The organism is Massilia hydrophila (assembly GCF_020208145.1).
Lineage (GTDB): Bacteria > Pseudomonadota > Gammaproteobacteria > Burkholderiales > Burkholderiaceae_D > Telluria > Telluria hydrophila.
In genome coordinates this window covers 35,708-49,754 of sequence record NZ_JAHYBX010000010.1, presented here as the reverse complement: position 1 = coordinate 49,754, position 14,047 = coordinate 35,708, and the positions used below count along the sequence as shown (strand labels likewise).

11 protein-coding genes are annotated in these 14,047 nt (G+C 66.6%); 5 read left to right on the top strand and 6 right to left on the bottom strand.

All coding sequences use genetic code 11. The annotated features are described in order from the left end of the window. Positions 1 to 101: 101 nt before the first annotated feature. Positions 102 to 974, bottom strand: coding sequence for a response regulator (locus LE190_RS18790; protein WP_225240141.1), 873 nt, complete (start codon positions 972 to 974; stop codon positions 102 to 104). A 151-nt stretch (positions 975 to 1,125) separates the two neighbouring features. On the opposite strand from LE190_RS18790, the gene LE190_RS18785 reads away from it, so the two are divergent. Both LE190_RS18785 and parC read left to right on the top strand, forming a co-directional pair. Further along, positions 1,126 to 3,123 (top strand): DNA topoisomerase IV subunit B, encoded by a 1,998-nt coding sequence (locus LE190_RS18785; protein WP_225240140.1) that lies wholly within the window; start codon positions 1,126 to 1,128, stop codon positions 3,121 to 3,123. A 31-nt stretch (positions 3,124 to 3,154) separates the two neighbouring features. Beyond that, entirely contained in the window at positions 3,155 to 5,503 is a 2,349-nt protein-coding gene (parC, locus tag LE190_RS18780) for a DNA topoisomerase IV subunit A (RefSeq protein WP_225240139.1), read from the top strand. Positions 5,504 to 5,597: 94 nt separating this feature from the next. Here parC and LE190_RS18775 read toward each other — a convergent pair whose 3' ends face one another. After that, a complete protein-coding gene (locus LE190_RS18775) occupies positions 5,598 to 6,095 on the bottom strand; it encodes a hypothetical protein (RefSeq protein ID WP_225240138.1) in 498 nt (165 codons plus the stop codon). A gap of 147 nt (positions 6,096 to 6,242) precedes the next feature. Continuing rightward, positions 6,243 to 7,661: an IgA Peptidase M64 gene (locus tag LE190_RS18770; RefSeq protein ID WP_225240137.1), complete on the bottom strand. Its 1,419-nt coding sequence runs from the start codon at positions 7,659 to 7,661 to the stop codon at positions 6,243 to 6,245. A 120-nt stretch (positions 7,662 to 7,781) separates the two neighbouring features. On the opposite strand from LE190_RS18770, the gene LE190_RS18765 reads away from it, so the two are divergent. Next, on the top strand, positions 7,782 to 8,825 hold the full coding sequence (locus LE190_RS18765) for an alpha/beta fold hydrolase (protein WP_225240136.1): 1,044 nt from the start codon (positions 7,782 to 7,784) through the stop codon (positions 8,823 to 8,825). 4 nt (positions 8,826 to 8,829) lie between these two features. Here the strand turns inward: LE190_RS18765 and LE190_RS18760 are convergent, their stop codons facing one another. The 3 genes from LE190_RS18760 to LE190_RS18750 all read right to left on the bottom strand — a co-directional run bounded on the left by LE190_RS18760 (position 8,830) and on the right by LE190_RS18750 (position 11,306). Continuing rightward, positions 8,830 to 10,134, bottom strand: coding sequence for a cyanophycinase (locus LE190_RS18760; RefSeq protein ID WP_225240135.1), 1,305 nt, complete (start codon positions 10,132 to 10,134; stop codon positions 8,830 to 8,832). A gap of 69 nt (positions 10,135 to 10,203) precedes the next feature. Further along, entirely contained in the window at positions 10,204 to 10,641 is a 438-nt protein-coding gene (locus tag LE190_RS18755; protein WP_224946630.1) for a GNAT family N-acetyltransferase, read from the bottom strand. 71 nt (positions 10,642 to 10,712) lie between these two features. Beyond that, a complete protein-coding gene (locus LE190_RS18750) occupies positions 10,713 to 11,306 on the bottom strand; it encodes a hypothetical protein (protein WP_225240134.1) in 594 nt (197 codons plus the stop codon). A 206-nt stretch (positions 11,307 to 11,512) separates the two neighbouring features. Here LE190_RS18750 and LE190_RS18745 point away from each other — a divergent pair, with 206 nt between their 5' ends. Together LE190_RS18745 and argH are read left to right on the top strand one after the other, a co-directional pair. Beyond that, complete coding sequence (locus tag LE190_RS18745; RefSeq protein ID WP_225240133.1) at positions 11,513 to 12,487, top strand: IS1595 family transposase; 975 nt, start codon at positions 11,513 to 11,515, stop codon at positions 12,485 to 12,487. 40 nt (positions 12,488 to 12,527) lie between these two features. Continuing rightward, positions 12,528 to 13,925 carry an argininosuccinate lyase gene (argH, locus tag LE190_RS18740; RefSeq protein ID WP_225240132.1) on the top strand — a complete coding sequence of 466 codons (1,398 nt, stop codon included), beginning with the start codon at positions 12,528 to 12,530 and terminating at the stop codon, positions 13,923 to 13,925. Positions 13,926 to 14,047: the final 122 nt, after the last annotated feature.

The following is a 14,047-nucleotide window of genomic DNA, read 5'->3' as shown; positions in this document are numbered from 1 at the left end:
CGGAGTTGTTACAAAATCCACGCGCGTGCTGCCAGGGTGTCAACTTGCGGGGTTTGGATTTTTAGTGAATACTGTATGCAATTACAGTATTCTTGTCGGGACTAGTGCGGCAGCGCCAGCAGTTTTTCGAAGGTAGCCAGCAGGTGGCGGTCGGCTACCGGCTTGTCGAGCAGGCCGCGTACGCCGGCATCACGGGCGCGCAGGCTGTCGTACTTGAACGACTGCCCGACGAGAAACAGGACAGCGGTACGGCCCGCTCCGTCCTGCGACTTGATGGCGCTGCTCAGGCTGTACGGTTCGATGCCGGGCGCGCAGGTATTGATCATGACCAGCGATACCGGCGTTTCGTCGCACAGGCGTACGGCGGCGCGGCTGCTGTCGGTCCACTCGACCGGCCGCTCGATGCAGGAGGGGCTGGCGATGCCACCGGCGCTTTCCAGCTTGCCGCTGACGACGCGCGCCACGTGGTCGCGGAAGGCGCCACCCTTGTCGATGATGAGCACGGCGCCGTCGGGTGGTCCCTGGCGCAGGTGATGGTAATAGGCTGGCGGTTCGGTATCCGGCGCCAGCCTCGGCCTTCGCCGGCGTTCCGGCAGGCTGCGTTCGCCGCGCGCGGCCAGCACCGCCAGCGCCTGCACGCGGGCGTCGAGCAGTTCGGCCAGGGCATCGAACAGGCGGACGGGATCGACCGGACGCGGCAGGCTGCGGCGTCCGTGTTCGCCGGCGCCGCGGTCGCCGCCGATGAGGAGGATGGGCTGCAGGGCGCCGGGCGGCAGGCAGGACAGGCGCGCCAGCGCGGCCGCGTTGCCGCCGTCGGCAATATACAGGTCGGGTTCTTGCAAACTGTCGTCGTGCAGGCAAAAATACGACGGCCCCGACAAGGGGGCATGCGCCAGCAGGCTTTCCAGTCCGGCGCATTCAGCCGGCGCGAACCCGACCAGGCGGATGGTGAACGGATATCTGGGTGCGTGCATCGCTGTTCCCGCCTTTCCTGACATCTCCCAGGCCACATCGTTTTAATCTAACACAATGGTCTGTACTAACAAGCACATTTGGCTTTGAAAACGCCAATGTTTTCCGCGTGACAAGATAGAATGCGCAAGCATTGAATTAACGAACCTCAGCATGGCTTCCAAGAAACCCGCATCCGACTACAGCGAATCCTCCATCCGCGTCCTGAAAGGACTCGAGCCCGTGAAACAGCGTCCGGGCATGTATACCCGGACTGAAAACCCGCTGCACATCATCCAGGAAGTGATCGACAACGCCTCCGACGAGGCGCTGGGCGGACACTGCAAGAACATCGCCGTCACCCTGAACACCGACGGTTCGGTCACGGTCGAGGACGACGGCCGCGGCATCCCGGTCGGTCTGCACCCGGAAGAAAACGTCCCTACCGTCGAGATCGTGTTTACCCGCCTGCACGCGGGCGGCAAGTTCGACAAGGGTTCGGGCGGCGCCTATGCCTTCTCGGGCGGCCTGCACGGGGTCGGCGTGTCGGTCACCAATGCGCTGTCCACGCGCCTGGAGATCACCGTCTGGCGCAAGGACGACGACGGCAACGGCGTGCATGATCTCGCCTTCGAGAACGGTGACCTGGTCGAGCCCCTGCGTTCGCGCCCGCTCGAGCGCGGCGGCAAGAAGAACGGCACCCGCGTCACCGCCCGCCCCGACCCGAAGTACTTCGATTCGCCGAACATCCCGCTGGGCGACATGCAGCGCCTGCTGCGCTCGAAGGCGGTGCTGCTGCCGGGCGTGACCGTCACGCTCACCAACGCGAAGACGGGCGACGTCCAGACCTGGCGCTACGACGAAGGCCTGCGCGGCTACCTGCTTGAAGCGCTGGCCCAGACCTCGGGCGGCCAGACGGTGATCCCCCTGTTCGAGGGCGCGCAGTACGCGGCCGCGGGCGACGAGGGCTTTGCCGAAGGCGAAGGCGCGGCCTGGGTCGTGGCCTGGACCGAAGAAGGCTCGGTGGTGCGCGAATCCTATGTGAACCTGATCCCGACCGTCAGCGGCGGCACCCACGAATCCGGCCTGCGCGAAGGCCTGTTCGGCGCCGTGAAGGGCTTCGTCGAGATGCATTCGCTGCTGCCGAAAGGCGTGAAACTGCTGCCGGAAGACGTGTTCGCGCGCGTCTCGTTCGTGCTGTCCGCGAAAGTGCTGGACCCGCAGTTCCAGGGCCAGACCAAGGAGCGCCTGAACTCGCGCGACGCGGTCAAGCTCGTCTCCACCTTCACCAAGCCGCCGCTCGAACTGTGGCTGAACCAGCACGTTGAATACGGCAAGAAGCTGGCCGAACTGGTCATCAAGCAGGCCCAATCGCGCCTGCGCTCGCTGCAGAAGGTCGAGAAGAAGAAGTCCTCGGGCGTGGCCGTGTTGCCAGGCAAGCTGACCGATTGCGAATCGACCGACATCACCCGCAACGAGCTGTTCCTGGTCGAGGGCGACTCGGCCGGCGGCTCGGCCAAGATGGGTCGCGACAAGGAATTCCAGGCCATCCTGCCGCTGCGCGGCAAGGTGCTGAACTCCTGGGAGACCGAGCGCGACCGCCTGTTCGCCAACAACGAGATCCACGACATCGCGGTGGCGATCGGGGTCGACCCGCACGGCGTGGACGACAACCCGGACCTGTCCGGCCTGCGCTACGGCAAGATCTGCATCCTGTCGGACGCGGACGTGGACGGCTCGCACATCCAGGTGCTGCTGCTGACCCTGTTCTTCAGGCACTTCCCTGCCCTGTTCAGGAGCGGCCATATCTGCGTGGCCCGTCCGCCCTTGTACCGCGTGGACGTACCGGCGCGCGGCAAGAAGCCGCTGCAAAAGCTCTATGCGCTGGACGATGGCGAACTGCTGGCGATCGAGGACAAGCTGAAAAAGGAAGGCCTGAAGGAAGGCGTGTGGAGCATTTCGCGCTTCAAGGGCCTGGGCGAGATGAACGCGGAACAGCTGTGGGAAACCACCATGAACCCGGACACCCGGCGCCTGCTGCCGGTCGCCTTCGGCCAATACAGCCTGCCTGAATCGGCCTCGCGCTTCAACATGTTGATGGGCAAGGGCGAAGCCGCCGCCCGCCGCGCCTGGCTGGAAGAACACGGGAACGAAACGGAAGCCGACATCTGAGCGCGCGGCTACCGAACAGAACGAATAGATCATGACGACCCAAGCAAGCCTTTTCGAACAACAACACGAGCCGTCCGACGACGTCGAGACGCTCACCCTGTCCACCTTCGCCGAGCGCGCCTATCTCGACTACGCCGTCTCGGTGGTCAAGGGCCGCGCGCTGCCGGACGTCTCGGACGGCCAGAAGCCGGTCCAGCGCCGCATCCTGTACTCGATGCACGAACTGGGCCTGGGCCACACCGCCAAGCCGCGCAAGTCCGCCACCGTGGTCGGCGACGTGCTGGGCAAGCTGCACCCCCACGGCGACCAGTCGGTGTACGACGCGCTGGTGCGCATGGCGCAGGACTTTTCGCTGCGCTACCCGCTGATCGACGGCCAGGGCAACTTCGGCTCGCGCGACGGCGACGGCGCCGCGGCGATGCGCTACACCGAAGCGCGCCTGACGCCGGTGTCGCGCCTGCTGCTCGACGAACTCGACATGGGCACGGTGGACTTCCAGCCGAACTACGACGGCTCCACCACCGAGCCACGCCAGCTGCCGGCGCGCCTGCCGATGGTGCTGCTCAACGGCGCCTCGGGCATCGCGGTCGGCATGGCCACCGAGATCCCGTCGCACAACCTGCGCGAAGTGGCGCAGGCTGCGGTGGCGCTGATCCGCAACCCGAAGATCACCCACGCCGAACTGATGACCCTGATCACCGGTCCGGACTTCCCGGGTGGCGGCCAGATCATCACCCCGGCCTCGAACATCGCCGACATGTACGCCACCGGCCGCGGCTCGATGAAGGTGCGCGCGCGCTGGAAGATCGAGGAGCTGGCGCGCGGCCAGTGGCAGGCGGTGGTCACCGAGCTGCCGCCGGGTACCTCGGCCCAGCGCGTGCTGGAAGAAATCGAAGAACTCACCAACCCGAAGATCAAGGCTGGCAAGAAGACCCTGCTGCCGGAACAGCTGGCGCTGAAGCAGACCATCCTCGGCGCGCTCGACACCGTGCGCGACGAATCCGGCCGCGAGGCCGCGGTGCGCATCGTGTTCGAGCCGAAGTCGAAGAACCAGGACCAGGGCGAGTTCATGCTGATGCTGCTCGCGCACACCTCGCTCGAGACCTCCAGTCCGATGAACCTGGTGATGATCGGCGGCGACGGCCGTCCGCGCCAGAAGGGCCTGATGGAGATCCTGCAGGAGTGGGTCGACTTCCGCTTCGTCACCGTGCGCCGCCGCACCGAGTTCAGGCTGGGCAAGGTCAACGACCGCATCCACATCCTGGAGGGCCGCGAGACCGTCCTGCTGAACATCGACGAAGTCATCGCCATCATCCGCAATGCGGACGAGCCGAAGGCGGCGCTGATCGAGCGTTTCCGCCTGTCGGAGCGCCAGGCCGAGGACATCCTCGAGATCCGCCTGCGCCAGCTGGCGCGCCTGGAAGCGATCAAGATCCAGCAGGAGCTGCTTGAACTGCGCACCGAAAAGGAAAAGCTGGAAGACATCCTGAACAATCCGTCTTCCATGAAGCGCCTGATCATCCGCGAGATCGAGCAGGACGCCAAGCAGTACGGCGACGAGCGCCGCACCCTGATCGAGGAAGCCGAGCGCGCCGTGGCCGAGCAGAAGGTCATCGACGAGCCGGTGACCGTGATCGTGTCCGAGAAAGGCTGGGTGCGCGCGCGCACCGGCATCGGCCACGACCCGGCGCAGTTCACCTTCAAGGCCGGCGACTCGCTGCTGCAGGCCTTCGAATGCCGCACGGTCGACTCCCTGATCGGCATCGGCAGCAACGGCAAGAGCTTCTCGGTGCCGGTGGCCGCGCTGCCGGGCGCGCGCGGCGACGGCGTGCCGATCACCACCCTGGTCGACCTGTCCGGCGGCGTGGCAGGACAGCCCGTGCGCATCCTGCACTACTTCGCGGGCAACCCGGACACGCGCCTGCTGCTGGCCTCGTCGAATGGCTTCGGCTTCATCGCCAAGGCCGGCGACATGATCAGCCGGCTGAAGGGCGGCAAGTCCTTCATCACCCTGGACGACGGCGCCGTGCCGCTGGCGCCGCGGATCGTGAGCGACACCGCCGGCGCGATCGCCTGCCTGTCCGAGAAGGGCCGCGTGCTGGTATTCGGCATCGACGAGATGAAGGTGCTGACCAATGGCGGGCGCGGCGTGACGCTGATGGAACTGGAGCCGAAGGAAACCCTGCTGGCGGCGCAGCCGATCAACCAGAAGGGCGTGAACGTGATCGGCACCTGGGCCGGCTCGAAGCCGCGCACGGTGGAACTGTTCGCGTCCGGCCTGGAGCCGCACTTCGGCAAGCGGGCGCGCAAGGGCAAGCCGCTGTCGGCCAAGCTCAAGGCGCAGGACCTGGCGATGCGGGCCACCGACACCGGCGCGTAATCGCTAGACCCGTCGGGCGGGCGGAACATCCGCCCACCCTATAAAAGCACAACGCCGGCTCGAAAGCCGGCGTTGTCGTTTGCAGGGGTCCGGCTCAGTGTTTCGCAGCCGCCTTGTGCACCTCGGCCGTCGCTTCGGCGCGCACCTGGTCGGTCTTGGCCGCCGCGGTGGCCTTGTCGGCCGCCGCCTCGACTTGCGTCTTGAGCAGCTTCTCGTCGGCCTTGATCATCTTCTTGTCGGCCTTCAGCTTCGCATCGGCGATCTTTTCCTCGGCCTTGGCCACCGCCTTGGCGCGGTCTTCCGGATCGGCCTTGGCGACCTTCTCGACCGCATCGGCGTGGACTTCGGCTGCCTTGTTGTACGCCTTGTCCTTCTTCTCGGTGGCGTCGGCCACGGCCTTGTTCACTTTCTTGTCGGCCTTTTCGGCGACCTTCATTTCCTTCTGTTCAGCCTTGGCGATGTCCTTCGTGGCCTCGGTCTCGGCCTTCACGACCGCCTTGGTAGCGGCAGCGCTGTTGGCTGCGGTGGTGGTCTGGGCGTGGGCGGCGGTGGCCAGCAGGCCGGCGATCAGGGTGGCGAGCAGTTTGTTCATGGTGTTTCCTTTCCGGTGAGTGGTCGCGCTGGCGGTCTGCGCTGCCTGCGCTGTGTTGTTGTTTGCCATGGGTCCAGAATACGGACTCCTCCACTCCCGGGTCTGTTAGCCAGGCCACTTAGAAAGTTATCGTTTTGTAAGCAAATCTTACTGCCGCGCCGGCCCCGCATACAGGTCGATAATGTCGTTGACCCCGTCGCGGCACACCGGGCAGAAGGCCTCGCTGCGGTCGAACATCAGGCACTGCATCGCCGGACGGTAGTAGCCGCTGGCTTCGTAGTTGGCGCCCTCGAAGGCCCCGACCGCGTGGCGGTAGGGCCGGCCGGCGAACAGCGCCCGGGTGGCGCGCAGGTCTTGGCGGAACAGCGCGTCCATCTCGCTTTCCGGCCGGTTGGCCGCGCGCAGCGCCGCCCGCTTCTTCTGGTAGGCACGCGACGCTTCCTCGTACGCGGCTTTCGGCCAGGGCGTGGGCAGCGGCGTGCCGGCCTGCACGTGGCGCTTCCACTTGAGGGTGGCCGGGTCGCGCAGCGCGGTGACGTTCGGCTCCCACGGTTCCGTGCGCGTGGCCGATGGCGCATACGCCACCGGCGAGGTGTAGTACTCGTCGGCCAGCCCGGCGAAGTGGTGGCCAAACTCGTGCACGAACAGGTAGTTGGCCCAGGCATTGCCGGCCGCCGCGGTGCTGAACTGGCCGAAGATGCCGCCGCCGCCATAGGTCTCGTTGTTCACCAGGATCTCGATGAACTCGTAGGGCGCATGCTGGGCGATGTCGCGCAGCGCGCGGTTGTCCAGCGTGAGCACGTAGCGCTCGCTGCCGAAGATGTCGTAGCGGGTGCCCAGCGCCGAAGCATGGTGCACCCCGGTCGACGGACGGCTGATGCCCGATTGCGCGGTGGGCACGGCGAGTGCCCAGACGTTGAAGTCGTTCGCGCGTTCCTTGAAGGGCGAGACCGAGAACAGGTACGCGCTCAGGCGCCGCGCGTCCGCCTCGAACTTCTTCAGTTCCGCGCCCGTATAGCCGTCGCCCATGATCAGCAGGTCGACCTTGTCGGCGGACGGTCCGCTGACGTGCACCGGAATCGGCTGCGCAGGCGGCGCCGGCTGCCGCTTCACGACCTCCTGCGCATCGGTGTCCACCTCGACGCTCCAGGCCACCGAAAAGGCGTTGCGCTCGTCGCGCTGGAGGATGCGCACGCGCACCGGGCGGTCCGGCTTGGGAAAGCGCACCGATTCCTGGAAGCTGCGGCTTAGCTTGCCCGCCTCCTCGGTCGTGCGCCACTCGCCGAAGATGGTCGAGAAGCCGCGCGAATACAGCAGATCGCCCGTCTTCGCATCCACCACCTCGACCCGGTTCTGGCCGCGGTTGGTGTCGTCGAGCGTGCGCGCCATGCTGCCCGGCCAGGGCAGCGGCTCGATCAGGACACGCTCGAGGGCGTACTGGTCGGACAGGGCATTGCCGCTGTGGGTGTAGTCGAGGCGGACCGTGGCCGGCTGCGGCGCCGCGCTGGCGAGGCCGGTGAACAATGCCAGGGCGGCGGCGAAGAAGCGGAATGGCAGGCAGAACATGTCGTCCTCGTTCGATGCGAAAACGGCATTGTAGAACGGCTGCCGGATTGTCAGGCATGCCAGTTGTATTCAGCGCAGGAGCAACCTAGAATCGTCGCGGTATCGATACTTGGAGACGCCATGCACTTCTTCGTACGCAGCATCCTGGCCGCGCTGGCCCTGGCGTCGCCGCTTGCGCAAGCGGCCGGGGCCACCGCCTGCAAGCCGGGGCAACCGATCCGCGACAGCGGCTACGTGAAGATCGGCGGGATCGCGCAGTGGATCTCGATCGACGGCGCCGACTGCGCCAAGCCGGCGCTGCTGCTGGTGCATGGCGGTCCGGGCAATCCGATCTCGATCTACGAGAACGATCCCTACGCGTCCTGGACCAGGGACTACGTCGTCGTCCACTGGGACCAGCGCGCCAGCGGCCTGACGTGGTCGCGCAACGCGCCCGCCGAAGACACGCCGCTCACGCTGGCCCAGATGCGCGACGACGGCATCGAACTGTCGCGCCACCTGCTGGCACGCCTGGGCAAGCGCAAGCTGGTGCTGCTTGGCAGCTCCTGGGGGTCGATCCTGGGCGGACACATGGCCGCGCACGGCCCGGAACTGTATTGCGCCTGGATGCCGGTGGCGCAGGTCGTCAACGGGGCCGACACCATGCGCGCCTCGCGCGAGATCATCCTGGCCCGCGCCCGCGCGGCAGGCGACCAGGCCACCGTCGAGAGAATCGCCGCGCTCGGGGCGCCGCGCTGGACCAACCCGCGCAACTTCGGCATCCTGCGCCGCGCGATCCGCAAGTACGAGGCGCTGGTATCCGATCCGGCCCCGGCCGCCTGGATGGAATGGAAGGCGGCGCGCAATACGCCCAAGGCGCGTGCCGACTACGAGGCGGCCGAGGACTACTCGTACATCCAGTTCATCGGCATGAAAGGCGACGGCATCGCCTCGACCGTGGACATGGCGGCGCAGGCGGCCAGCTTCGGGATGCCGGTCTACATGGTGCATGGAGACCAGGACCTGCTGGCGCCCAAGGAGATCGCGCAGCGCTACTTCGAAGGGATTTCGGCCCCGCGCAAGCAGCTGGTGGTGGTGGAACGCGCCGGGCACGACCCGAACATTCCCCTGATCGACGCGCAAGCGCGCCTGCTTGCCAGCGCGCTGGGCGGGCGCTGCGAATGAAGGCTCACCTGGCCGCGCCTACCCGGCCGCCGCCTGCCACGGCGTCGAGCCGCCAGTACTGGTACAAGGGGTGCTGCACGACGATGGGCCGGATATCGAGCCGCAGCTTGTACACCGAGTACTGCTCGGTGAGCGCGGACTGGTAGCCGACGCTGTCGGGGCTACGGGATAGCCGGAACTCGAAACCAAGCTCGGGCTGGACCGCATGCGGGCTGTCCAGCGACAGGCCGATGGCTTCGGGCTGGTCGCTGTCGATCAGCCTGGACATCAGTTCGACCACGGTACTGTGGCCGAGGATATCGGCCGAGAACAGGGGTTCGCGGTAGTACGGCCGGGCCGGGTCGATCCGGTTGTCGCGCTTGTCGGGCGCGGGCGTGAAGGCGTGCGTGCGCAGGTGGAAGCGGTCGCCATTGTCGAGGTAGCTCAGGCGCACATTGCTGAGCTCGAGCGGGCCGTCCTGGGCCACCGCCTTCGACAGGTCGACCAGCAGGGCACCGCGGTAGCCGATCACCTCGACTTCGCGGTTGGGCGCCACCACCATGGCGGTGTTCTCGTCGATTCCCAGGCCCAGCTGGTAGCCCTTCTTGAGCATGGCCGGCAGCATGCGCGCGAAGCGGCCGCGCACCAAGAGGTGCTGGTCGATGAACACCTCGTCGCCAATGAAGCCAAGGCCGGGCGCGATCTCGCCGCCTTCGCCGAGGCCGAGCTTGAGCGTGGCCAGCACCGGCTTCGGGTGGCCGAACATGGTGCTGCTCATGATGGCGGCGCCGGCGCTGGTGCCGCCGATCATGCCGCCGCCGCGGTACAGCTCCCACAAGGCGTCCAGGATACGGGTATTGCTGCCGTCGGGGCGGCGCAGCGCGCGCGTGATGCGGGCCTGGTCGCCGCCGGAGAAGAAGGCGCCGCCGGCCGCGCGCACCGCGGCCGCCAGGGCCGGGTCCTCGGCCGCCGCCTGGTAGTCGGTGCCGGCCAGGCGCGGCGCGACCGGCACGAAGAAGGCCTGGGCGCCGTAGTGCCTGAAGCGCTCGACCAGGGCCTGGCCGGTCTTGTCCGGGCTGGCCGAGGCGGAAGCGAACACGGCGATGCGGGCGCCCTTGCCGCCCGCCAGCTGGACCATGCGCTCCCACACGGCGGCATTGTCGCCGCGCAGCGCGCCGCCGATGATGACAAGCGAGCCCTTGGGCTGGGATGCGGAAATGGAGGAGTCGGGTGCTGCGGCAACGGCGGGCAGGCCGGTCCAGCAGGCACAGGCCAGCAGGCAGCGGAGCAGGAGACGAACGACAAGCTGGAAAGCGACAGATTGACACATACGGCTTCCTTCGAGGCTCGGGACAATCCTAAGCCTGATTCGAGAAGCCTGTCGCCGTCTTGCGTCTGCTCAGGACAAATATATGTTCGGAAAGTAACGTTCCATCAGCGTCTCCGGGCGTTGCGGCGCGGTGAATCCGAAGCGCTCGTACAGGCCATGCGCATCGGTCGTGGCCAGCATGAAGCGGCGCAGCTTTTGCAGGCTGGGATGGCGCAGGACCACGCCGACCAGCTGCTTGCCATAGCCACGGCCGCGGTATTCCGGCACCACGAACACGTCCACCAGGTTGGCGAAGGTGGCGAAGTCGGTGATCACGCGCGCGAAGGCGATCTGGCGCCCGTCGAGGTAGCCGCCGAAACACAGCGAATTCTCGATGGCGCGCTCGACGATCGGGCGCGAGATGCCCACCGCCCAGGTCGACTGCTCGCTGAGGAAGCGGTAGATCATCGGGATGTCCAGCTGCGTCTGGTCGGTGCTGACCTGAAAGCTCGAATCGTTGGTAATCATGGCGGTGAGTCTGGCATAAAAACCAATTCTAGCGCCGTTTGCCACATGCACAACACGCGATTGCGGTGGGCTCAGCCATTGCGCAGGTAGCGCTCGGGCAGCGGCAGCTTGGCGTCTTCCGCGCGCCAGACCAGGCTCAGCACGTACCAGCGCTTGCCATCATGGATGAGCTGGATGCTGTTGATGCCGCGTACGAAAGGCTGGGCGTCGTCCTTCGCGTGGCGCGCCTCGTAGGTACTGAACACATGGGCGATCTGGCCATAGGTCTCGACGGTGCGCGCCTTTTCGCTTTCGAAGAAGCCCATGGTGGCGAAGGCCTTGGTATTGCGCGCGATATAGTCGTCAGGGGTCATGGCGCGGAACACATAGCTGCCGTCCGGACGCGCGCCGACCGCGCCCATCCGCCCTTCCGGCGCGAACAGCGAACGCATGCGGTTCCAGTCGCGCGCGGCGCCGGCCGGGCCCGAGATGACGTCGTAGAGCGCGGCCACGATGGCGTCGATCGAGGCGACGTCGGCCGGGCGGGCGGCCGGCATGCCGGGTGCCGCCGGCGTGGGCGGCGCGGCGATGCCGGTGGGGGTGGCGGGCGCCGCCTGCTGTGCCAGCGCCGCTGGCGCGGCCAGGGCCAGCGTCACGGCGAGGCCGAGTGGAGCGAATCGGGTCATGGGGTCTCCCTGCGATTGTCATTGGTGAAGTAGTGGCTCCATGATCACGCATTTGCGCATGCTTGTCACCCGCCATGGGTGGGGGCGCCGGCCAGGCGGCGGGGGGACAGTTATAATTCGGCGCAGTCAACCGGACCTATGGATGAGGTCTGAACTGCCGAGCAGTTCGGCGGTCGAACCCCTGTCTCCCTCGACAGGAACCGATCATGCGCGCTCCCCGCTTCAAGAAGTGGTTCGCCCAGCTGCCCGCACTGAACGTGCCGCAGCGCCTGCAGACGCTCTCGGCCCTGCATCCGGCTGCCGGACTCGACCGCATCATCGCCCTCATTGCCCAGGTCAAGGAAGGCAAGCGCCGCTGTCCTGCTTGCGCTTGCGAGCGCTACTATCGGCATGGCCAGGCCAACGGCCTGCAGCGCTACCGCTGCCGTGAGTGCGGCCGCACCTATAACGACCTGAGCGGCACACCGACGGCGCACCTGCGGCTACGGGAGAAGTGGCTCGACTACCTGAACACGATGCTCGATTCGAAATCGGTGCGCAAGGCGGCCAGGGAGGTCGGCGTACACCGCAACACGGCCTTCCGGTGGCGCCACCGCTTTCTCGACCAGGCCAGGCACGATCGTCCCAAGACCTTGAGCGGCATCGCCGAAGCGGACGAGATGTTCATCCTCGAATCGCAAAAGGGGTCGCGCAAGCTGGACAGGCCGGCGCGCAAGCGCGGTGGTCGGGCACACAAGCGCGGAATTTCAAGCGAGCTCGACTGCATCCTGGTGGCGCGCGACCGTAGCGGACAAACGATCGATGCGGTCGTAGGCCGAGGTCCCTTGAAAGCCGGGCAGCTGGAGCGCCATCTGCTGCCCAAGCTCGACCACCAGGTGCTGCTGGTGAGCGATTCCCACGCTGCCTACCGCGCGTTCGCCCGCAAGCATCGCATTGCGCATGAGGCGGTCAACCTGCAGGCCGGCATACGGGTCCGTCGCCGAGCTGCCGGCGCCATCCACGTCCAGAACGTCAACGCCTATCACGCGCGCTTGAGGCAGTGGCTCAGCCACTTCCGCGGCGTGGCCTCACGCTACCTGCCCAACTATCTGGGCTGGCGCTGGGCGCTCGACGGAGAACGCATCACGACTGCAGAACAATTGCTGCGTATCGCGATCGAAGCCATCAACAGAAAACGGTGACAGCGCCTATAATTCTGCGATACCCAACCTGGATCCCACCATGACCGATCAATTTTCCAAGAAAGCCGAGGCCTGGTCCGCGCGCTTCACCGAACCCGTCTCCGACCTCGTCAAGCGCTACACCGCCTCGGTGTTCTTCGACAAGCGCCTGGCACCGTACGACATCCAGGGCTCGCTGGCCCATGCAGAGATGCTGGCCGCGCAAGGCATCATCAGCGAACAGGACCGCGCCGAGATCGAACGCGGCATGGCCCAGATCAAGGGCGAGATCGAGGCCGGCAGCTTCGAGTGGCTGCTCGACCTGGAAGACGTGCACCTGAACATCGAGAAGCGCCTGACCGAACTGGTGGGAGATGCCGGCAAGCGCCTGCATACGGGCCGCTCGCGCAACGACCAGGTCGCCACCGACATCCGCCTGTACGTGCGCGCGGCGATCGACGACATCCTCGGCCTGCTGGCCGCGCTGCGCGGCGCCCTGCTCGACCTGGCCGAGCGCCATGCCGACACCATCATGCCGGGCTTTACCCATTTGCAAGTGGCGCAACCCATCACGTTTGGACACCACATGCTGGCCTATGTCGAGATGTTCGGCCGCGACGCCGAGCGCATGCGCGATGCGCGCCGCCGCGTGAACCGCCTGCCGCTGGGCGCCGCCGCCCTGGCCGGCACCACCTTCCCGATCGACCGCCTGCGCGTGGCCAGGACCCTGGGCTTCGAGGATGTCTGCCACAACTCGCTGGACGCCGTGTCCGACCGCGACTTCGCGATCGAGTTCACCGCCGCCGCCGCGCTCGTCATGGTGCACGTGTCGCGTTTCTCGGAAGAGCTGGTTATGTGGATGAGCCCGCGCATCGGTTTCATCGACATCGCCGACCGCTTCTGCACCGGTTCCTCGATCATGCCGCAAAAGAAGAACCCGGACGTGCCGGAACTGGCGCGTGGCAAGACCGGCCGCGTGGTTGGCCACCTGAACGGTCTCCTGATGCTGATGAAAGGCCAGCCGCTGGCCTACAACAAGGACAACCAGGAAGACAAGGAGCCGCTGTTCGACACCATCGACACCCTGACCGACACGCTGCGCATCTTCGCCGACATGGCAGGCGGCATCACGGTGAAGGCAGGCAACATGCGCGCCGCCGCCCTGCAGGGCTATGCCACCGCCACCGACCTGGCCGACTACCTGGTCAAGAAGGGCCTGCCCTTCCGCGACGCGCACGAAGCCGTGGCGCACGCGGTGCGCGCCTGCGACGACGCCCAATGCGACCTGGCCGAGATGTCGCTCGAGCAGCTGCGCGCATTCTCGCCGCTGATCGAGCAGGACGTATTCGCGGTGCTGACCCTGGAAGGCTCGGTGGCGGCGCGCGACCACGTGGGCGGCACCGCGCCGAACCAGGTACGCCAGGCGATCGCCCGCGTGCGCCAGCAATTGGCGGAATAACCCGTAGGGTGGGCGGGGTGTTGCAGGCCAGTGGCCTGAAACACGAACGCCCACGCGTTCAGCTACACGATGAAATGACGCACATCGTCCATTTTGTCGTTGGTTGAACGCGTGGGCAGGAA